16 protein-coding genes and 1 riboswitch are annotated in these 19,349 nt (G+C 76.6%); of the genes, 6 read left to right on the top strand and 10 right to left on the bottom strand.

Annotated features, from left to right (window positions below; all coding sequences use genetic code 11):
• Nucleotides 1–7: 7 nt before the first annotated feature.
• From zwf to J3P29_RS14005, 4 genes are read right to left on the bottom strand one after another with little or no spacing between them, the layout of a single operon-like run.
• Nucleotides 8–1,531, bottom strand: coding sequence for a glucose-6-phosphate dehydrogenase (gene zwf / locus J3P29_RS14020; protein ID WP_210494145.1), 1,524 nt, complete (start codon nt 1,529–1,531; stop codon nt 8–10).
• Nucleotides 1,532–1,585: 54 nt separating this feature from the next.
• Nucleotides 1,586–2,524, bottom strand: a complete 939-nt coding sequence (gene gnd, locus J3P29_RS14015) for a phosphogluconate dehydrogenase (NAD(+)-dependent, decarboxylating) (RefSeq protein ID WP_210494143.1) — start codon at nt 2,522–2,524, stop codon at nt 1,586–1,588.
• Nucleotides 2,524–4,197, bottom strand: coding sequence for a hypothetical protein (locus J3P29_RS14010; protein ID WP_210494141.1), 1,674 nt, complete (start codon nt 4,195–4,197; stop codon nt 2,524–2,526). The genes gnd and J3P29_RS14010 overlap by 1 nt, the downstream gene beginning before the upstream one ends.
• Complete coding sequence (locus J3P29_RS14005) at nt 4,194–5,111, bottom strand: ROK family protein (protein WP_210494139.1); 918 nt, start codon at nt 5,109–5,111, stop codon at nt 4,194–4,196. Before J3P29_RS14005 ends, J3P29_RS14010 begins: the two co-directional genes overlap by 4 nt.
• A 107-nt stretch (nt 5,112–5,218) precedes the next feature.
• Here J3P29_RS14005 and J3P29_RS14000 point away from each other — a divergent pair, with 107 nt between their 5' ends.
• Complete coding sequence (locus J3P29_RS14000) at nt 5,219–6,124, top strand: NAD(P)H-binding protein (protein ID WP_210494137.1); 906 nt, start codon at nt 5,219–5,221, stop codon at nt 6,122–6,124.
• 8 nt (nt 6,125–6,132) lie between these two features.
• Entirely contained in the window at nt 6,133–6,957 is an 825-nt protein-coding gene (locus J3P29_RS13995; protein WP_210494135.1) for a hypothetical protein, read from the top strand.
• Between the two features lie 32 nt (nt 6,958–6,989).
• Here the strand turns inward: J3P29_RS13995 and glpX are convergent, their stop codons facing one another.
• On the bottom strand, nt 6,990–7,979 hold the full coding sequence (glpX, locus tag J3P29_RS13990; protein WP_210494133.1) for a class II fructose-bisphosphatase: 990 nt from the start codon (nt 7,977–7,979) through the stop codon (nt 6,990–6,992).
• A 132-nt stretch (nt 7,980–8,111) separates the two neighbouring features.
• Nucleotides 8,112–8,948 (bottom strand): septal ring lytic transglycosylase RlpA family protein, encoded by an 837-nt coding sequence (locus tag J3P29_RS20465; protein WP_210494129.1) that lies wholly within the window; start codon nt 8,946–8,948, stop codon nt 8,112–8,114.
• An 11-nt stretch (nt 8,949–8,959) separates the two neighbouring features.
• A riboswitch (cyclic di-AMP (ydaO/yuaA leader) is annotated at nt 8,960–9,124 on the bottom strand.
• A 396-nt stretch (nt 9,125–9,520) separates the two neighbouring features.
• On the opposite strand from J3P29_RS20465, the gene J3P29_RS13980 reads away from it, so the two are divergent.
• From J3P29_RS13980 to J3P29_RS13970, 3 genes are all read left to right on the top strand, one after another.
• Nucleotides 9,521–10,624 (top strand): sigma-70 family RNA polymerase sigma factor, encoded by a 1,104-nt coding sequence (locus J3P29_RS13980; RefSeq protein WP_210494127.1) that lies wholly within the window; start codon nt 9,521–9,523, stop codon nt 10,622–10,624.
• Nucleotides 10,625–10,730: 106 nt separating this feature from the next.
• The gene (locus tag J3P29_RS13975) at nt 10,731–11,084 is read left to right on the top strand and encodes a helix-turn-helix domain-containing protein (RefSeq protein ID WP_210494124.1); all 354 of its coding nucleotides are present in this window, start codon (nt 10,731–10,733) and stop codon (nt 11,082–11,084) included.
• Nucleotides 11,085–11,179: 95 nt separating this feature from the next.
• Nucleotides 11,180–12,940, top strand: coding sequence for an N-acetylmuramoyl-L-alanine amidase (locus tag J3P29_RS13970; protein WP_210494121.1), 1,761 nt, complete (start codon nt 11,180–11,182; stop codon nt 12,938–12,940).
• A gap of 22 nt (nt 12,941–12,962) precedes the next feature.
• On the opposite strand, the gene J3P29_RS13965 is transcribed toward J3P29_RS13970, so the two are convergent.
• Together J3P29_RS13965 and J3P29_RS13960 are read right to left on the bottom strand one after the other, a co-directional pair.
• Nucleotides 12,963–14,153, bottom strand: coding sequence for a YibE/F family protein (locus J3P29_RS13965; RefSeq protein WP_210494119.1), 1,191 nt, complete (start codon nt 14,151–14,153; stop codon nt 12,963–12,965).
• A gap of 67 nt (nt 14,154–14,220) precedes the next feature.
• On the bottom strand, nt 14,221–14,685 hold the full coding sequence (locus J3P29_RS13960) for a transcriptional repressor (RefSeq protein ID WP_210494117.1): 465 nt from the start codon (nt 14,683–14,685) through the stop codon (nt 14,221–14,223).
• A gap of 136 nt (nt 14,686–14,821) precedes the next feature.
• On the opposite strand from J3P29_RS13960, the gene J3P29_RS13955 reads away from it, so the two are divergent.
• Entirely contained in the window at nt 14,822–17,131 is a 2,310-nt protein-coding gene (locus J3P29_RS13955) for a hypothetical protein (protein WP_210494116.1), read from the top strand.
• Between the two features lie 2 nt (nt 17,132–17,133).
• Here J3P29_RS13955 and J3P29_RS13950 read toward each other — a convergent pair whose 3' ends face one another.
• Nucleotides 17,134–18,270 (bottom strand): ArsA-related P-loop ATPase, encoded by a 1,137-nt coding sequence (locus J3P29_RS13950; protein WP_210494114.1) that lies wholly within the window; start codon nt 18,268–18,270, stop codon nt 17,134–17,136.
• Nucleotides 18,267–19,274 carry an ArsA-related P-loop ATPase gene (locus J3P29_RS13945; protein WP_210494113.1) on the bottom strand — a complete coding sequence of 336 codons (1,008 nt, stop codon included), beginning with the start codon at nt 19,272–19,274 and terminating at the stop codon, nt 18,267–18,269. The genes J3P29_RS13950 and J3P29_RS13945 overlap by 4 nt, the downstream gene beginning before the upstream one ends.
• Nucleotides 19,275–19,349 lie beyond the last annotated feature (75 nt).

Genomic DNA, 19,349 nt, shown 5'->3' with positions numbered 1-19,349 from the left:
GCCGTCCCTAGATGGCGCGCCAGCGGTCGCCGGGCATGAGGATCCGCCGCTGCGTCTTCGGGCCGTCCGACCCGGCCGGGTACTCGTCCGGCGCCGCGTGCGAGCCCTCCCAGGCGCGCAGGATCGGGTCCATCACGGCCCACTGGGCCTCGACCTCGTCCGCGCGGGTGAAGAGCGTCGCGTCGCCGCGCATCGCGTCGGTGATGAGCCGCTCGTACGCCTCGGGCGACGTCGACAGGAACGCGGTGCCGTACGAGAAGTCGAGCGTGACGGGGCGCAGGTGCATGCCCGATCCGGGGACCTTCGCGGCCATCTTGATCGACACGTGCTCGTCCGGCTGGATCGAGAAGACGATCTGGTTGGGCTCGACGGCGTTGCCCTGGAAGGCCATGTGCGGCACGGGCTTGAGCGTCACCGCGATCTCGGTGAGCTTGCGGCGCAGGCGCTTGCCGGTGCGGATGTAGAACGGGACGCCCGCCCAGCGCCAGGTCTGCACGTCCAGGCGGAGCGCGACGAACGTCTCCGTCGTCGAGTCCTCCGGCACGTCCGGCTCGTCCGTGTAGCCGGGCACGTCCTCGCCGCCGACCGCGCCGGGCCCGTAGCGCCCGCGCACCGCGACCTCCTCGATCCGCTCGGGGTCGATGGGCGAGATCGCGCGCAGGACCTTGACCTTCTCCGTGCGCAGGTCGTCCGCGCTGAACGCCGTCGGCGGCTCCATCGCCAGGTGACAGAGGAGCTGCAGCAGGTGGTTCTGCACCAGGTCGCGCAGCGCGCCGGCGTGGTCGTAGTAGCCCGCGCGGCCCTCCAGGCCGACGGACTCGCCCGCGGTGATCTGGACCGACTGGATGTGGTTGCGGTTCCAGATCGGCTCGAACAGGCCGTTCGCGAAGCGCAGCGCCAGCAGGTTCTGGACCGTCTCCTTGCCCAGGTAGTGGTCGATGCGGAAGACCTGCTCCTCGCGCAGCACGTCCAGGACGCGGCGGTTGAGCTCGTTCGCCTCGTCCTGCGTCGTGCCGAACGGCTTCTCGATGACGACGCGGACGTCGGACTCGTCGCGGTCGGAGAGCCCGTGCTTGCCGAGCTGCTCGACGATCGTGCCGAAGAACGTCGGGGCGGTCGACAGGTAGAAGATGCGGTTGAGCGGCTGCCCGACCTCCTGGTCGAGCGCGTCGAGGCGCTGCGCGAGCGCGACGTACGCGTCGTCCTCGGCGAAGCCGCCCGACACGTACCCGACGTTCTGCACGAACGCGTCGAGCACCGTGGGGTCGGGCGGGCGCCGCGAGAAGCGCTCGACCGCGGCCCGCACCTCGGCGCGGTACGCCGCGTCCGCGTTCTCGGTGCGCGCCACGCCGACGAGGGCGAAGCGCTCGGGCAGCGAGCCCTCGTGCGCCAGGTTGTAGAGCGCCGGCAGCAGCTTGCGCCGGGCCAGGTCGCCGGTGGCACCGAAGATGACGAGGACCGACGAGGGCGGCGGCAGCTGGTCGAGGCCGACGGCGAGGGCGTCGTCGGGGATCGTCGTTTCGGTGCTCATGGAGACGGGCGGACGGCGGGGGCTCGGGGGGGGGGGGGGGGGCGGGAGGCGGGGCTACGCGTTGCGCTTGACGGCGTGGCCGCCGAACTGGTTGCGCAGCGCCGCGAGGACCTTGCTCTCGTACTCGTCCTCGCCCCGCGAGCCGAAGCGCGCGAAGAGCGACGCGGTGATCGCCGGGACCGGCACGCTGTGGTCGATGGCGGCCTCGATCGTCCAGCGACCCTCGCCGGAGTCGTCGACCCACGGCTGCAGGGCGTCCAGGCCGGTGCCCTCGGCCTCGAAGGCCCGGGCCGCGAGCGAGTTGAGCCACGAGCGGACGACGGAGCCCTGCTCCCACAGGTGGGCGACGCGGGCGAGGTCGAGCTCGGGGTTGTTCTTGTGCAGCAGCGCGTAGCCCTCGGCGAACGCCTGCATCACGCCGTACTCGATGCCGTTGTGGACCATCTTCACGAAGTGGCCGGACCCGGAGCCGCCGACGTGCTCCCAGCCGCGCTCTCCGATGGCGTGGCGGGACTCCTCGCTGGTCTCGGGCGCGAGCGAGTCGAGGACGGGGGCGAGGGTGCGGACGGCCTCGGCGTCGCCGCCGACCATCATGCAGTAGCCGACGTCGAGGCCCCACACGCCGCCCGAGGTGCCGACGTCGAGGTAGTGGACGCCCTTCTCGCGCAGGCGGTCCGCGCGGACCGCGTCGTCCGTCCAGCGGCTGTTGCCGCCGTCGACGATCACGTCGCCGGCGGAGAGCAGCTCGCCGAGCGCGTTCACGGTCGACTCGGTCGGCTCGCCGTGGGGGACCATGACCCACACGTGGCGCGGCGCCTCGAGCGCGTCGACGAGCTCCTCGAGGGTGCCGACCGCGCGGGCGCCGGTCTCCTCGCCCAGGGCGCGGGCCAGGTCGGGGTCGCGGTCGAACGCGACGATGTCGTGGTCCTCGCGGCGCAGGCGGCGGACCATGTTGCCGCCCATCTTGCCGAGTCCGACGAAGGCGATCTGCATCAGGAGGTCTCCTCGATGGCGGTGGTGAGGGAGCTGAGGGTCTCGAGCCAGTCGCTGCCCAGGCTCACGCGGAGGACCTGGCGGCCGCGCGACTCGAGGGTGCGCGCGTCGCCCTGCGACTGCGCGTGGAAGAGGGTCCGGAAGGACGTGGTGGGCGCCGGGTCGCCGCCGCCCTCGCCGTCGATGGCGGGCGCCGGCACGCTGCGCTCGGCGCGCGGGTCGTGCTCGAGGATGAGGAAGCGGCCGCCGTCGGCGCCGCCCTTGTGCAGCTGCCCCGTGGAGTGCAGGTAGCGGGGGCCGAAGCCCGTGGTGATCGCCGCGTCCGTGCGGCCGGCGAGCGCGTGGCGCAGCCGGCCGACCTGGCGGGCGGCGTCGCGGCTCGGCGGCAGGTAGGCCAGGATCGCCAGGTACTCGGGGGCGGCGAGCCCGGCGACGAACGCGCGCAGGGCGTCCGCGTCGGCCTCGGGGGCCGGCGGGATCTTCGTGCCCGCGGACACGTCGGACAGCACGGCCTTCGTGGCGTCCTTCGCGGCCTGCACGTCGGGCTGGTCGAAGGGGTTGATGCCCAGGCCCCAGCCGGCGACCGCGACGGCGACCTCGGTCGTCGCGAACGCGGCACCGAGGGCCTCGGCGCCCTCGACGACGAGCTCGAGCACGGGCACGCCGGCGTCGCGCGACGCCTGCAGGTCGGCGTCGAGCTCGGCGTCCTCGCCGGGCCCGCGCAGCACGAGCAGCTGGCGGTCGGCGCTCGTCGTGCGGCCGAGGGCCTTGTCGGACTCGGGGTCGGCGACGACGGGCAGCAGCCCGTGGCCGTGCTTGCCGGTCGACTCGGCGACGAGCTGCTCGAGCCACAGGCCGAACGCGCCCAGGCGCTCGTCCTGCACCCGCAGCACGAGCTTGTCGCGGCCCTGGCCGGCGAGCGCGGCCATCGCCACGCCCAGCCGCACCGCGGCGTTCTCCTCGACCGGCGCCTTCGACGCGTCGAGGGCGCGGGCGCCGCCGTGGAGCAGCGCGCCCAGGTCGGCGCCGACGAACGCGGCCGGCACGGTGCCGAAGGGGGAGAGGGCGCTGTAGCGGCCGCCGATCTCGGGATCGCCGTGCAGGATGGCGCGGAAGCCGTGGGCCTTCGCCATCGTCTCCAGGCCCGACCCCGGGTCGGTCACGGCCACGAACGCGCGGCCGTCCGGATGGCGCTCCCAGAAGTGGCGGAAGAGGGAGACGGTCTCGAGCGTGCCGCCCGACTTCGTCGAGACGAGGACGAGCGTGCGCTCGGGCTCGGTCGCGGCGTCGACCGTGGCGATCGCGTCCGGGTCGGTGGAGTCGAGCATCCGCAGGCGCAGGCGCTCCTTGCGCGGCCCGGTCCACTGCCAGATCACCTCGGGGGCGAGCGACGAGCCGCCCATGCCGACGAGGACCAGGTCGGTGAAGCCGTCGCGGGCGCACTCGGCCGCCAGCTCCTCCAGGCGCGTCTGCTCCTCGAGCCCGCGGTACGGGGCGTCGAGCCAGCCCAGGCGGTCGGCCACCTCGGGCTGGCCGGCCGGGCCCCAGAGCGTGTCGTCGCGCTCCCACAGGCGGTCGGGGACGCGCTCCTCGGCGGCGCGCGCGAGCAGCTCGTCGACCGCCCGCTGCTGCTCGTCGCTCAGGCGCAGGCGCAGGGCGGGGGGCGTGCTCATCGGGTCGTGCTCTCCTCGAGTCGGGCCAGTAGGGCGGCGCCGCGCACGCCGGCGTGGGGGCCGTGCTGCGCGACGCGGATGTCGGTCTTCTCACCCAGACCGGGCAGGAGCAAACGTCGAGCTGCCTCGGCGGCGGGGCGGGCGAGCAGGTCGCCGGCGGTCGAGACGCCGCCGCCGATGACGACGACCTCGGGCTCGAGCAGCGTGACGACGGCCGCGATGCCGACGCCGAGGCGCTCGCCCAGGATGCGCAGGGCGTCCACCGCGGTGGCGTCGCCGGCGAGCGCGGCGACCGTCACGGCGGGGCCGTCGGCGAACCCGCGCTCGCGCGCCAGGCGGTCGAGCGCGCGGCCGCTCGCCCAGTGCTCGAGCGACGACGGAAGGGGCGCGTCGCCGTGCGGCGGGCCGCCGTCCGTCAGGTCGGCGGCCACGGTCAGGTGGCCCAGCTCGAACGCGGAGGTGCGCGACCCGTGCAGCGGGTGGCCGCCGATGACGGCGCCGCCCCCGATGCCGGTCCCGACCGTCACGCAGACGAGCGAGCGGTGGCGCAGCTGCAGGTCGTCGTCCCAGGCCTCGGACAGCGCCGCGAGGTTGGCGTCGTTGTCGACGCGGACGGGGATGCCCAGGCGGGCGGCGAGCTCGTCGCGCAGCGCGACGTCGCGGAACGCGTCGATGTTCACCGAGCTCATCACGCGGCCGTCGGACAGCCGCACGACGGACGGCACGCCGACCCCGAGCGCCTCGACGTCGCCCAGCTCGCGCACGAGCCGGGCGATCTGGTCGAGCAGGCGCTCCGGGTCGTCCACCTCCGTGGGCTCGAGGCCGACGGGCGTGAACGAGGTGCCGTCGAGGAGGCCGACGGCGACCTTCGTGCCGCCGACGTCGACCCCGGCGGTGCGGACTGCGCGATCCATCCTCGCGAGGTTCGCACATTCCCCCCGCGTCCCCGGTGCCCGGGCGTGAACGCCCACCCCGTCGGCCACGCGCATCCACGGGTCCGCGCGCACCGTAGGGTGGGGTGATGGCCCCCGGCAGGATCCTGCTCACCGGCGCGACCGGCGCCATCGGCGGCCGGCTGCTCCCCGCGCTGCTGGAGGGCGGCGCGCCGGTGCGCGCCCTGGTGCGGCGGCCCGAGCGGGCGCGGCTGCCCGACGCCGTCGAGGTCGTGTCCGGCGACGTCTTCGCCGACCGCGGGCTGGACGCGGCGCTCGCGGACGTCGACGTGGCGTACTACCTCGTGCACGCGATGGGCCGGGGCAACCGCGGGGACTTCGCCGAGCTCGACCGCCGGGGCGCCGCCGCGTTCGGCGCCGCCGCCGAGCGGGCCGGCGTGCGCCGGGTCGTCTACCTGGGCGGGCTCGACGGATCCGGGGCGGCGGACTCGCACCACCTGCAGAGCCGCGCCGAGGTGGCGGACATCCTCGCGCGCCACGTCCCCGAGCCCGTGCACGCGCGCGCGGCGATGGTGATCGCGCCCGAGAGCCAGTCGTTCCTGATCCTCCGTCGCCTCGTCGAGCGGCTGCCCGTGATGGTCTGCCCGCAGTGGGTGTCGACGCGCAGCCAGCCGATCGCGGCCCGCGACGTGACCGCCGCCCTGCGCGCCCTTGGCGAGGTCGCGGGCGTGCCCGCCGAGGTGCAGCTCGGCGGGGCGGACGTCCTGACGTACCGCGAGATGATGCTGCGGACCGCCGAGGCGCTCGGGCGGCGACGCCCGCCGACCGTGCCGGTGCCGTTCATGACGCCCCGCCTGTCGTCGCTGTGGGTCAGCCTGTTCGGGGGCGTGGAGTACCCGCTGGTGCGGCCGCTCGTCGAGGGCCTGAAGGCCGAGATGCTCGTCACGGTCCCGCCCCCGCCCGGGGTGAACGACCGCCCGCTCGGCTTCGACGCCGCCGTGCGCGAGGCGCTCGCGCCCGCGACGGCTGCTTGAATCGCGCCATGCCCTTCGCCGCGATCGTCGCGCTCGTGATGATGGTCACGACGTGCGTGGCCGTGCGGGTCGCCCGCCTGCGCCTGCGCCGCGAGGCCGCCCGCACCCAGATCCGCGTCGGCCGGCTCGTCGACCACACCGGCCTGGACCAGGCGTCGGGCGCCGTCTACTCCATCCAGACGGCGTCGATCACGACGCCGACGGAGCGGCTGGACGAGATCTGGTCCACGGAGTACCTGGAGCGCCTGGCCCGCTCGTACTGGCTCTACATGGAGAAGTTCTCGCTCGGGCTCGTGCGGGTGCACTACGACACGCGCGGCCGCTACGTCTGCTTCCTCTCCCGGCGCTTCCCGCTCCTGGGCTTCAGCGAGCCGGAGTACGAGTTCGGGCCGTCCCACGGGATCGTGCGCTGGCCGATCGACCGGGGCCTGCTGATCTCGCGCAAGGGGCGCGGCCGCGGGTTCCTCGAGATCGAGGTGCACCGCCGCGACGACGTGGGCGACGAGGACCGGCCGATGAGCCGGGCGTACATCGAGCTCGAGGTGTCGGGGTTCTTCCCGACGATGTCGTCCGGGCTCGCCTACTGGGTCTACAAGCAGACCCAGTCGCGCTACCACGTGCTCCTGGCGTACGGCTTCATCCGCTCCCTGGCGAGCGCCGAGCTGGCGCCGTCGCGGATCGGCCGCTTCGGCACGGCGCTCGAGGCCGTCGACGCGCCGCCGTCCCCGGAGCGGATCCCGCGCGGCGACCGGCGGCGGGACCGCCGGGCCGCGACGGAGGGGATGGCGCCGCGGGGGTTCTCGCGGCGCCGGCCCGTGCGCGAGCGCGACTGACGGCCCGGCGGGCCGCGGCGCGGGGCCCGCGCCTACGAGATGCCGTAGCCGGGCATCTCCTCGAGCTTCTCGGGGCGGTGCCGCGCGTGCACGCGGCGGATGGTGTCCGAGCCGGCGCGCATGACGAGCGACTCCGTCGTCGCGCCGCCGCGCGGCGCGCGGCGCACGCCCTGCAGCAGCTCGCCGTCGGTCACGCCGGTGGCGGAGAACAGGCACTGCTCCGCCCGCACGAGGGTGTCCTGGGTGAGCTGCTGGTCCAGGTCGTAGCCGCCGTCGAGCGCCGCCTGGCGCTCCTCCTCGTTGCGGGGGTAGAGCCGGCCGATGAGCGTGCCGCCCAGGCACTTGACGGCCGCCGCGGCGATGACGCCCTCCGGCGTGCCGCCGATGCCCCAGAGCACGTCGACGGGGGAGTCGCTCATGACGGCCATCAGCGAGCCGGCGACGTCGCCGTCGGTGATCAGGCGGACCTTGGCGCCGGCCTCGCGGATCGCCTCGATCTGCTCGGCGTGGCGCGGGCGGTCCAGCGTGATGACGAGGACGTCCGAGATCGGCTTCTGGCGGCGCTCGGCGATCAGGCCGAGCGTCTCGGTGACCGGGCGGTCGAGGTCGAGGAGGTCGGCGATGTCGCGGCCGCCGGCCATCTTCTCCATGTAGACGATGGGGCCGGGGTTGAACATCGACCCGCGCGGCGCGATCGCGATGACCGCGAGGGCGTTGGGCTGGCCCTTCGCCGTCAGCGTCGTGCCCTCGAGCGGGTCGACGGCGATGTCGACCTGCGGGCCCTCGCCGTTGCCGACGCGCTCGCCGTTGTAGAGCATCGGCGCCTCGTCCTTCTCGCCCTCGCCGATGACGACGACGCCGTCCATCGCGACGGTGTCCAGGACGTAGCGCATGCCGTCCACGGCGAGCTGGTCGGCGGCGTTCTTGTCGCCGCGTCCCGCGAGGCGCGAGGCGGCCAGGGCGGCGGCCTCCGTCGTGCGGACGAGCTCCAGGGCGAGGGTGCGGTCGGGCGTCGTGGTCATGCTCTCGGGATCGGACGTAGGGACCCGCCCGGGGCGCCCGCGGGCGCGCGGTCCGGGCGGTGGCGTGGCGGGGAGCTTATGGACTGGTCCCGGAGGAGGGCCGACGGCCGCGGCGGCGACGCGGCGGCGCCCTCAGCGGCGCATCGCCGGGGCGCGGCCCGGCGTCTGCAGCCGCGCGACGTCGTCGCGGCGCAGGAAGCGGACCTGGTGCACGCCGTCGACGCCGAGGGCCTCGGCGGCGGGCTTCGTCAGGTCGAGGACGGCGCCGTTGGCGAACGGGCCGCGGTCGATGACGGGCGCGACCACCGTCTTGCCGCCCATCTGGATCTCGACCTGCGTGCCGCAGGGCAGCGTGCGGTGCGCGACGCCCACCGTGTCCGGGCCGAGGGTCACGCCGCACGCGGTCTTCTTGCCGTAGAAGCCGGGGCCGTACCACGTCGCGCGGCCGCGCTCGACGACCGCGACGCGGAGCGTGCCGGCGTCGGCCGCGGCCCGCTCGGCGGCGCCGGCGGCGTGCGCCGCCGTGGAGGGCAGCACCAGCCGCAGCTCGTGGTAGCGGGTCGACGTGGTGCGCCACGCGGCGGCGAAGCGGCCCGTGCTGCGCACGCGCGCGGTGGTGGCGCGGGACCAGCGGCCCGACGGGGTGCGGCGCTCGATCGTGACGCGCGCGCCCGCCAGGTCGGTGCGGAGCGTGCCCGAGATCCGCACGGGCCGGCCCACGACGGTGGACGACGTGGCGCGCCACGAGCCCACGCCCGGGACGTCGGCGGCGGGCACCGGGGTCTCGGCCGCGGCCGTCGTGCCGGCGGCGGGGGCGTCCGCGGCGGGGGCGGCGGACGGGGCGGTGGCGCCGGCGGTCAGCCCGCCGGTGGCGGGGACGGGGTCGGCGGCGCGCGCGGCGGTGGGCAGGGCGGTGAGCGCCAGCAGGCCGAGGACGGCCGCGCGGCGCACGGGGCGGGGTGCGATCAAGGGGTACCTGGGGTCTCGTTCTGCGCCTACGGGGTGAGCTGTCGGGCTCGCGCTGAACGAGTGCGCTACGGACCGAGGACGGTCCGATTCGCCCCGGCGACGGCCTTCGCAGGCCGGTCGCAGTGGGTCCCCCGCCCCGGACCGATGAGGTCGGCCGGGCTCGGCGACGGGCAGTATGGCACACCCGGCCGGGGGGTCTCGGGGGCGCGGCGACGGGCGGCGTGGTGGCCGCTGGTCGGCCGCCACGAGGACCCGCGGGGGACGGTGAACGCGGCGCGGGCGGGCTGCCGTGTGCGATCCGTCACGCGAGGGCCCCTGGGCGGCGATCGGCGCCCCGGCGGGCGCACCTTTTCGGGCCGAGCGGTGTACGTAGGGGTGTGGCCGCTCGTCGGCGGACCGCCCCTCGCGCACGCGGGTTGCGGTCCGGCCACGACGTGGTACTCTCGGGAGACGCTGTCGGTAGCTTGGCCACTTCTGGCCCCCCACCTGATCTGACCGACGCGCACCCCTCTCTTTTCTGCTGTTCGCCACCGCCGCCTGCCGGCGTGGTCACGAAGGGGCACCTCCGCAATATGTCTGTAGTCGAATTCCAGGAACTCGAAGAGGTCAAGGGTCTGGTCCACCGTGGCCAGTCGCTGGGCGTCCTGACCCACGCCGAGGTCCAGAAGGCGATCGCCGAGCTGGACTTCGACGAGTCGGACGTCGAGGAGCTCAACAACTACCTCGAGAAGAGCGAGATCGAGCTCGTCGAGGAGATCGATCCCGCGCACGCGGCGACCCAGGTCGAGCGCGCGCCGGACAAGCGCACGCGCAAGAAGCGCGCCGCGACGCCGCTGGACCTCCGTCCCGACATGACGACGGACAGCCTGCAGCTGTTCCTCAAGGACATCGGCAAGGTCCGCCTGCTGACGGCCGCCGAGGAGGTCGACCTGGCCAAGCGCATCGAGCGCGGCGACCTCGACGCGAAGCAGAAGATGGTCGAGTCGAACCTGCGACTCGTCGTCTCGATCGCGAAGAACTACCGCAACCAGGGCCTGCCGTTCCTCGACCTGATCCAGGAGGGGACGCTCGGCCTCGTCCGCGCGGCGGAGAAGTTCGACTACCGCAAGGGCTTCAAGTTCTCCACGTACGCCACGTGGTGGATCCGTCAGGCGATCGCCCGCGCCCTGGCCGACAAGGCGCGCACGATCCGCATCCCGGTCCACGTCGTCGAGAAGCTCAACAAGATCGGCCGTGCCGAGCGCAAGCTCGTGACGGAGCTCGGTCGCGAGCCCTCCGCCGAGGAGATCGCCGAGGTCACCGGCATCGACCCCGAGGAGGTCGAGTCGATCAAGCGCTCCGCGCAGGCCCCGGTCTCGCTCGAGAAGCCGGTCGGTGACGAGGAGGAGTCCGAGTTCGGCCAGTTCATCGCCGACGAGCGCGCCGAGTCGCCGTACGAGCGGGCCGCGGAGATCCTCACGAAGGAGCACCTGCGCGAGGCCCTCGAGAACCTGAGCTACCGCGAGCGCCGCGTCCTCGAGCTGCGCTACGGGCTCGGCGGCGAGAAGCCGTGCACCCTCGACGAGGTCGGGCACCGCTTCAACGTCACGCGCGAGCGCATCCGCCAGATCGAGAACCAGTCGCTGAAGAAGCTCCAGAGCCTCGCCGAGGCCCAGAAGCTGCGCGACGTCGCCTAGCCGGGCGACCGCACCCGTGCGAAGGGCGCCCCACGGGGCGCCCTTCGTCGTTCCGGGGCGCGAACGCCCTGCCGACGCCGAGACTTCATTCGGTAAAGTGTTGGGCATGGCCGTCGACCCCACCTGCCCGGTGTGCCGCACCGCGGACATCATCTGCGGCAAGTGGACGCTGCTCCTGATCCGCGATCTCGCCGAGGGCAACACCCGCTTCTGCGAGCTCGAGCGGTCGCTCGGCGGCATCAGCCCACGCACGCTCTCCCTGCGCCTGCGCGCACTGGAGGAGGAGGGCATCGTCGCGCGCCAGACGTTCCCCGAGGTGCCGCCGCGCGTCGAGTACGCGCTGACGGAGAAGGGGCAGGCGCTGCTGCCGATCATCGACGGCATGCGCGAGTACGGCACGCGCTGGCTCGGCGCCGAGGGCGACTGCGCCCCCGTGGTCGCCGGCGTCGCGACCGCCTGAGCGCGGCCATCCGACGCCCCGGGCCGGCCGTTGCACGGCTTGCCGGATCGGGCGAACACCGAAACCCTGAGGCTCTCCCCGGGTTGGGGAGGACGATGGCGAGCGAGCAGCAGCACCCCGACCGTCCCGACGTGCCCGGCTCCGCCGGCGCCCGGCGCGTCCTTCCCGCCGTCCCCGCGCTGACCCGCCGCCGGGTCGTGCGCGGCGGTGCCGTCCTCGGCGCCGCGGCGTGGCTGGGCGGCGGCGCGCTCGCCTCCGAGGCGGTCGCCGCCCGCGGGCCCGGGCGACTGGTCGTCCGCCGCTCCGCCCTCGCGCCGGGGCGGACCGTCGTCCTGACGGCGCCACACCGCTTCGACCTGCTCGGCGCCCCGGCCACGACGGTCGCCGGGATCGGGCTGCAGGTGCGCGCCCGACGGCGCGGCGGCCGCTGGAGCGCGTGGCGCGCGGTCGACGGGCACGACGGGCACGCCCCCGACGGCCGCCGGGCCGCGATGAGCGACCCGCTGTGGTTCGGCGACGCCGACGAGGTGGCCCTGCGCGTGCGCCGGCGCCCCGCCCGCGACGTGCGCCTGGACCTGGTGGCCGTGCCGCCGGGGGAGAAGGCCCGGGCCGGCCGCGCCGCCGCGCGCGCCGCCGCCGCCGGCGGGCTGGCGCTCCCGCGCGCCGCGGTCCGGGCGTCCGGCGCCCAGGCGGCCAGCCGGGCGGCGCCGACGATCATCCCGCGCACGGCGTGGGCGACCGGGGTGCGGACGAAGGGCTCGCCGTCCTACGGCGCGGTGCAGGTCGCGTTCGTCCACCACACGGTGAACGGCAACGACTACGGGCCCGGCGACAGCGCCGGCATCGTGCGGGCCATCGCCGAGTACCACATCGGCTCGAACGGCTGGAACGACATCGGCTACAACTTCCTCGTCGACCGCTACGGGCAGATCTTCGAGGGCCGCGAGGGCGGCGTCGACCGCCCCGTGATCGGCGCCCAGGCCGTCGGCTGGAACAGCGTCTCCACCGGCATCGCGATCATCGGCACCTTCGAGGGCGAGGCCGCGCCGGACGCCGCCCTCGACGCCGTCGCGTCGCTCATCGGCTGGAAGCTGCCGCTGCACGGCGTGCCGACCGCCGGCGCCGTGGCGCTCGTGTCGTCCGGCGGCTCGGGGAACCGCTGGCCCGCCGGCCGCACCGTGCAGATGAGCCGCATCAGCGGCCACCAGGACGGCTGCTCGACGGACTGCCCCGGCACGACGCTGTACGGGCAGCTGCCGGCCCTGCGCGCCCGCGTGGGCGACGTCAGCCCGGCGCCGGCCGCCGCCGGGCCGGTCCTGTCGATCACCGCGCCCGAGTCGGCCGTCGGGTACGGCACGACGCTGACGGCGTCCGGCGTCCTGACCGTCGGGGGCGCACCGGTCGGCGGCGCGCGGGTGACGCTGCAGAAGAAGAGCCCGAAGGGCGCCTGGGTGCCGATGGCCACGGGCACGACGGGCGCGGACGGCACGTGGTCCATCGGCATCCCGTTCCGCTCCGCCACGCAGATCCGCGCGACCGCGGCGGGCACGACCTCCAACGCGGTCACCCCGGCGCTCGACCCCGGACTGACCCTGTCGCAGCCCGCCCGCCGCGCGCGCCGCGGCGGCACCGTCCGGGCCCGCGGCCGCGCGCGCGGCGTCTCCGAGGTGAAGATCACGCTGCGCCGCAAGCAGGGCGGGCGGTACGTCGTCGTCTCGTCGAAGACCGTCAAGGTCCGCGGCGGCCGCTACTCCGGCACCCTGCCGGTGCGCCGGAGCGGCCTGCACAACGTCTCGGTCAGCGCGCGCTCCGGGCGCACGTTCACCACGCCGCGCCGCTACGTCCGCGCCAGCTGACCCCGGCGCCCGGGCGCCGGGGTCAGTGGGCGTGGCCGTGGCCGCCCTCGCCGAGCGCCGCCTCGGGCACGCGGCCGACGAGCACGGCCGCCAGGAGCGTCGACAGCGGCACCGACAGCACGAGCGCGATGCTGCCCACCAGCGTGGAGACGATCGGCTCGGCGAGCGACGCGTCGTTGACCGCGTCGCGCAGCCCGACGCCGTTCGCCGACGCCACGAGTAGCAGCGGCAGCGTCGCGCCCGCGTAGGCGAGCACGAGCGTGTGGATCGTGGCGGCCAGGTGGTCGCGACCGACCGCGAACGCCTCGCGGTACAGGCGCGCCACCGGCAGCGTCGGGCTGGTCCGGTGCAGCGCCGCGACCGTGGAGACCTGCGAGACGACGGTGTCCGTCAGCACGCCGAGCGCGCCGATCACCATCCCCGCGAGCACGATCCCCTGGAGCGGCAGGCTGCCGCCGCTCTGCAGGGCGAACGCGCCCAGGTCGCCGTCCGTCCCGTCGAGCCCGGCGAGCGACGTCCACAGGGTGCCGAGCAGCGCGGCGACGAGCAGCGAGACGCCGATCCCGGTGACGGCGGCCAGGCTCTGGGTCGTCACCCCGTACGTCAGCCCCGTCGTCACGAACATCACCGCGAGCGCGCCGACGACCGCGACGAGCAGCGGCGGCCGGCCGTCGAGGATGGCGGGGACGAGCCACAGGACGACGAGCGACAGGCTCGCCGCCGTGCCGACGAGCGCCAGCAGGCCGCGGCCGCGGGCCACGACGGCGCCGAGCAGCGCGAAGACGGCGGCGAGCACGCCGACGGGCAGCGTGCGATCGACGCCCGAGAACGCGTAGACGGGCTCGCCGCCGCGCTGTCCCGGCGGGGTCTGGTCGACGAGCCGGACGGCGTCGCCCTCGTCCAGGTCCGGGCTGACCTCGCGCGGGCCCAGGACGACCTGGACCGTGCGGCCGCGGTCGGACCCGTCGTCGACGCGGGTGCGGGCGGTGACGCAGCGCTGGTCCGACGGGCCCCCGCACGGGGCGAGCGCCACCCGGGTGACGGTGGCGCCGACCGTCCGCGTGGCGCCGCCCTGCGGCTTCGGGTGCTCGCCCGTCGGCCACAGGAGCAGCAGGCCGACGACCGTCAGCAGGCCGACGCCGGCGACGGCGCCGACGAGCACGCGCCCGGCGGGGCTGCGGAGGAGCGACCGGACGGGCGAGGCGGCGGGCATCCGGGCGGCGTTCGCCGCGGGCGCCCCGGATCCTGCGCGCTCGGGTCCGGGCGCGGCGCGGGGCCGCCTACGCGCCGGTGGCCGCGGCCTCGCGGCAGGCGGCGCACGCGCCGTGCAGCACGACGTCGTGCCCCGTCACCTCGAAGCCGGCGCCGTCGCTCAGGCGGTGGATGGCCTGCTCGAGGCCCTCGTCGGTGAACGGCACGACGGCGCCGCAGCGCTGACAGACGAGGTGGTGGTGATGGTGGTCCGGCGCGATCCGCTCGTAGCGGGCGATCCCCTGGCCGACCTCGATGCGCTGGACGAGGTGCAGCTGCTCGAGCTCGTCGAGCACCCGGTAGATGCTGGCGCGCCCGACGGCCCGGTCGCTGGCGCGCAGGTCGTCCTCCATCTCGAGGACGGTGCGGGCGCACCGCTGCTCGTCGAGCAGGTCGAGCAGCACGGTGCGGGCGCCGCCGCGCCGGTAGCCGGCGTCGGACAGGCGCTCCTCCGCCCGGCGCCGCCACGACGAGCTGCGATCGGTCGTGCTCACCCCTCCATCGTAGCCCCCGCGCCGCGGGGCGAGGCCACGCGCGCCGGAGGGGCGACGCCGGCCGGCTCGGCGACGCCGGATGCACGACGGCGTGCAGGCGCGAGGAGCGCCCGGGGCGGGGGAGAAGGCGCGGGGCATGCGCCACCCGCAGCTCCACGCCGCCCTGCGCTCGGCCGGTCTCCACGCCGCCCGCGAGCTGGCGGCCTGCGTCGCCGAGGGCGACGAGGTGCCCTTCGAGCTCGTCGAGCACGCCGGCCGCGGCCGCCGCTCCGGCGCCGGGCCCACCCTGTACTCGTACCGGCCGCTCGTCGGCCTGTACGTCGAGCGGCACGCCGCCGACCTGGACGCGCTGCCGGCCGTCGCCGAGGCGGAGCACACGATGGTGGCGGCGTGGGGGGTCGAGGCGTACCTGCAGGCCCGCGGCGTGGCCCGCCCGCCGGCCGACCCGCACGCCCGCGCGGCGCTCGCCGTGCGGCAGTTCCTGGAGCGGCTCTTCGAGGACGCCCCCGACTTCGCGTTCGTCGACGAGCACTTCGACCGCGCGTTCGCCGAGCTCGACGCCGTCCTGACGGTGAACGCCACCGAGACCGTCGTGGCGATCCCGCTCGCGGGGATCGAGCCGGCGATGGCGACGGTCGCGATCACGCGCGGCGTCGCGCTGCAGCGACCCGAGACCCTCCGCGGCGAGGCCCCCGACGCGGCGCTCGCCGGGCCGGACGGCACGCCCGCCGACGCCGTGGCGACCCTGCGCTGGTCTGCGCGCCCCGACGCGCCCGAGACGCCGCGGCGGGCGCGCGAGGCCGCGCGGCGCCTGGTGACCGCGCTGCGGCTGCACGTGCCGGGCGCCGCGCCGGCCGCGGGCCCGCTGCTGTGGGTCCGCACCGCCGGGTCGTCCTGGCGGGCGATGGCGCTCGGGGGCACGTTCAGCGCCCGCGGCCTGGCCGTGGTCGACGCCGAGGACGTGCCCGACCTGCGGACCTTCGTGGACCTCGTCGCCCGGCGGCTGCCGCAGCAGGGCGAGGTCGCGTGGGCGCTGCGGCGCTGGACCCTGGCGCTCGACCGCGACCGCCCCGAGGAGGCGCTGAGCGACCTGCTCCTGGCCGCCCGCGGGCTGCTCGAGCCGGAGGGCCCGCGCAGCGGCCGCCTGGCCGGCCGCCTGGCGGCCCTCGTCGCGGCCGACGACGAGCGCGCCGCGCTGGCCGGGCGCCTGGCGCGACTGGCGCTGCAGGAGCAGGAGGTGGTCGCCGGCTCGCGGCGCGTCGACCGCGACCTGCCCGACGGCGTCGACGAGCTGGCGGAGTGCCTGCGGGCCGTCCTGCGCGACTGCGTCTGCGGCCACCTGCGCGGGGATCTCGTCGAGCTGGCGGAGGGGCTGCTGCTCGACGCCGCGGTCGAGGAGCCGGCCGCGGCGACCCCGCGCCGCCGGGGCGCCCTCGCCGGCCTGCGGCTGCCGGCGTGGACCGTGCACCCGCGGCCGCGCGGGCACGGCGACGGCCGGCCGGCGGCGCGGCCGCGCGTCGACCTGGACGACGGCTGGACGGACGAGGACTGGGACGACGACGTCGCGGCGGTGGCGGACGCCGACGGGGAGCCCGAGTGGGACTGGACCGACGACCCCGCGGCGGAGGCGCCGTCCGGCGACCCCGCCGGCGCGACCGCGCTCGCCGGGACCGACGCGGGCGCCGCGCCGACCGCGGACGCGTCAGCCCCCGGTGCGCCGGCCCCCGAGACCTCCGCGCTCGACGTCGACGCAGGCACCGGCCCCGTGGCCGCGCCGCGCGGGGCGGGCCGCGCCGCCCCGGGCGCGGGACGCCCGGGGACGGCCGACGACGCCACGCCCGCCCCGGCCGCGGCCTCGCCGGTCACCGACGAGGCGTGGGACGCGCGCCTGCGATGGGCGCTGCAGGAGGCCGCGCAGCTGGAGGAGGAGGCCGCGGGCACCGCGCTCTCGGCGTCGCGCGACGCCGACCGGCCGGCGGCCGGCGCGTCCGCACCGTCGGAGGCCGTGCCGGCGGTCGACGCCCCCGTCGACGCCGGTCCGTCGGCGCCCGACGCCGCCGGCGTCGCGGATGCCGCCGACGCAGGCGACCCCGACGCCGGCGACGCCAACGCCACGCCGCGCCGGGCGGAGGGCGACGCGCCGGCCTCTCCCGTCGCCGGCGCGGACGCCGCGGAGCCCGAAGGCGACGAGGTGCCCCGGCGCGACCCGGCCGCCCGCTTCGCCTTCGCCGCGGACGACGACGTGCTCGAGCCGGACGTGCCGGTCTACGACCTGCCCCCGCGGATCCGGCCCGTCGACCCGGCGGGCGAGATCGTCGCCCGCCGCCTGACGCCGCGGCCGCGGCCCGACCTGTGGCTGGACGTCACGTGGGACGAGCCGCAGCTGCGGGACCCGCGCGACGACGACGATTCGACCGGCCCCTGGCCGGTGCCCGAGGCCGGCTGAGCTCAGCCCGCGGGCGCGTCGGCCACCAGGCCGTCGCGCACCGCGGCGAGCGCCGGCAGGTCGAAGACCTCGCCGGGCAGCAGCGGGACGACGACGGGCCGGTCGTCCCCGGTGGCGCGCGCGAGCGCGGCGACGACGGTGCGGTCGTGCGCCGCGCGGGCGCGGTGCTCGTCCCAGGTACGGCCCACGCGGGCGGCCAGGTCCTCGCCCAGGTCTGCCGCGAGCGCGTCGGCGACCGCGGCGCCGTCGCGGTCGTGCTCGCCCGCCGCAACGACCTCGGCGCGGTTGACGACGAGCCCGGTGAAGGGCATGGCGGCCCCGTCCAGGTGCCGACGGAAGAACACCGCCTCCGCGGCCGGCACCGGCTCGGGGCTCGCGACGACGACGAAGCGCGTGGCGGGGTCGCGCAGCAGCGCGCGGACCGCGACGGCGCGCGCCGACAGCCCGTCCGTGAGGGGGCCGAGCGCCTCGAAGAACGTCGACAGGTCGCGCAGCAGGTCCACGCCCGTCAGGCGCTGGAGCGCGGTCAGCGCCAGGCCGGTGCCGCGGCGGGCCAGCCGGGCCGCGAAGCCGCCCTTGCCCTGCCCGAGCAGCGCCTGCATCGCCCGTCCCTCGAGGAAGCCCGCGATGCGGTCGGGGGCGTCGAGGAAGTCGAGCGCGTTCCGCGACGGCGGGGTGTCGAGGACCACGACGTCGAAGCGCGGGTCGGCGACGAGGTCGTGCAGCCGCGCGACGGCCGTGAACTCGTGCGAGCCGCCCGCCGCGCTCGAGATCTGCCGGTAGAGCGGGTTGGCCAGCACGCGGTCCCGGGCCGCGTCGTCCGGGCTGACCGCCGCGATCAGGCCGTCGAACGTGCGCTGCGGATCCAGCATCGACGCCCACAGCTCACCCGGCGGGGCGACGCCGAGCGCCGCGAGGGCGTCGGCGCTGACGCGCTCGGGCTCGTTGCCGAGCGCCCCCAGGCCGAGCGCGTCGGCCAGGCGGCGCGCCGGGTCGATGGTCACGACCGCCACCCGCAGGCCGCGGCCCGCGAGCGCCAGGCCCAGCGCGGCCGCCGTCGTCGTCTTGCCGACGCCGCCCGGGCCGGCGCAGACCACGACGCGCGCGCCGTCCAGCCGCTCGATCAGCGGGACGCTCACGCCGCCCGCTCCCCGCCGGCGGCCGGCGCGTCGAGCGCGGCGGCCAGCACGTCGGCGAGCGCCAGCACGGTCTGCGCGCCGAGCCGCCGCTCCGCCGACGCCGGCAGCGCGACGACGGGAGCCGGGAAGCCCGCCCGCAGCCGGGCGAGCTGCCGCGCCTGGTCCGCGGCGCGCGCGGCGTGGACCGCGGCGACGCGCAGGGCGGGGTCGCCGGCCGCGCCGGCCCGCAGCGCCTCGCGGTCGGCGGCGGAGAAGCGGTCGGCGAGCAGGCCGTTCGCGACGCCGAGCGCCACGTGCACGCCGACCCGCTCGGCCAGCGCGGGCGCCAGCTCGAGCGCCTCGGCGACGGGCAGCTCCTCGCCGGTGGCGACGACGACGGCGGCGGTCTGCGCCGGGTCGGCGATCGTCCCGCCGATCTGCCCGCCCTGCCGCGCGATCGGCCCCACGCGCGCGGTCCGGGCGAACTGCGCCGGGGCGCCCAGGATCGTCAGCGCGTGGCCGCTGGCCGGCGCGTCCATCACGCACAGGTCGTACGGCTCGGCGCCGGGGGTGCGCCGCGTGGGCTGGGAGAGCTCCCACACCTTGCCCATCGCCAGCAGCTCGCGCATCCCCGGCGTGGCGGCGGTGAACGCGGTGAAGACGCGGCCGGAGAGCAGCAGGTCGGCGACCGCCCCGACGGGCAGCTGGTCGCGCAGGTACTCGCGCAGCGCCGCCTCGGGCGAGACGGAGACGTGGCGCAGCTCGGCGGCCCCGGGGCCCAGGTCGAGCGGGAGCGGCTCCTCGTGGAAGCGGTCGTCCTCGGGCGGCGGGGCCGCGAACGCGTCGCCGGCCGCGCCGCGCAGCAGCGCCGGGACGTCGCCGCGACGGCCGACCTCGGCCAGCACCGTGCGCTTGCCGGCGCGGGCGCCGAGCACCGCCAGGGCGGCCGCGACCGTCGACTTGCCCACGCCGCCCTTGCCGGTGACGACGAGCAGGCGCTGGGAGAGCAGGTCGGCGACGGGCATCCGGGGCGATCCTACGCGAGCGGCCCCGTGCGCCCCCGGGGCCACCGCGCGACCGCCGCGCCGGCGCGCCGCCGC

The organism is Patulibacter sp. SYSU D01012 (assembly GCF_017916475.1).
Classification (GTDB): Bacteria; Actinomycetota; Thermoleophilia; order Solirubrobacterales; family Solirubrobacteraceae; genus Patulibacter.
This window is presented reverse-complemented; position numbering and strand designations above follow the sequence as displayed.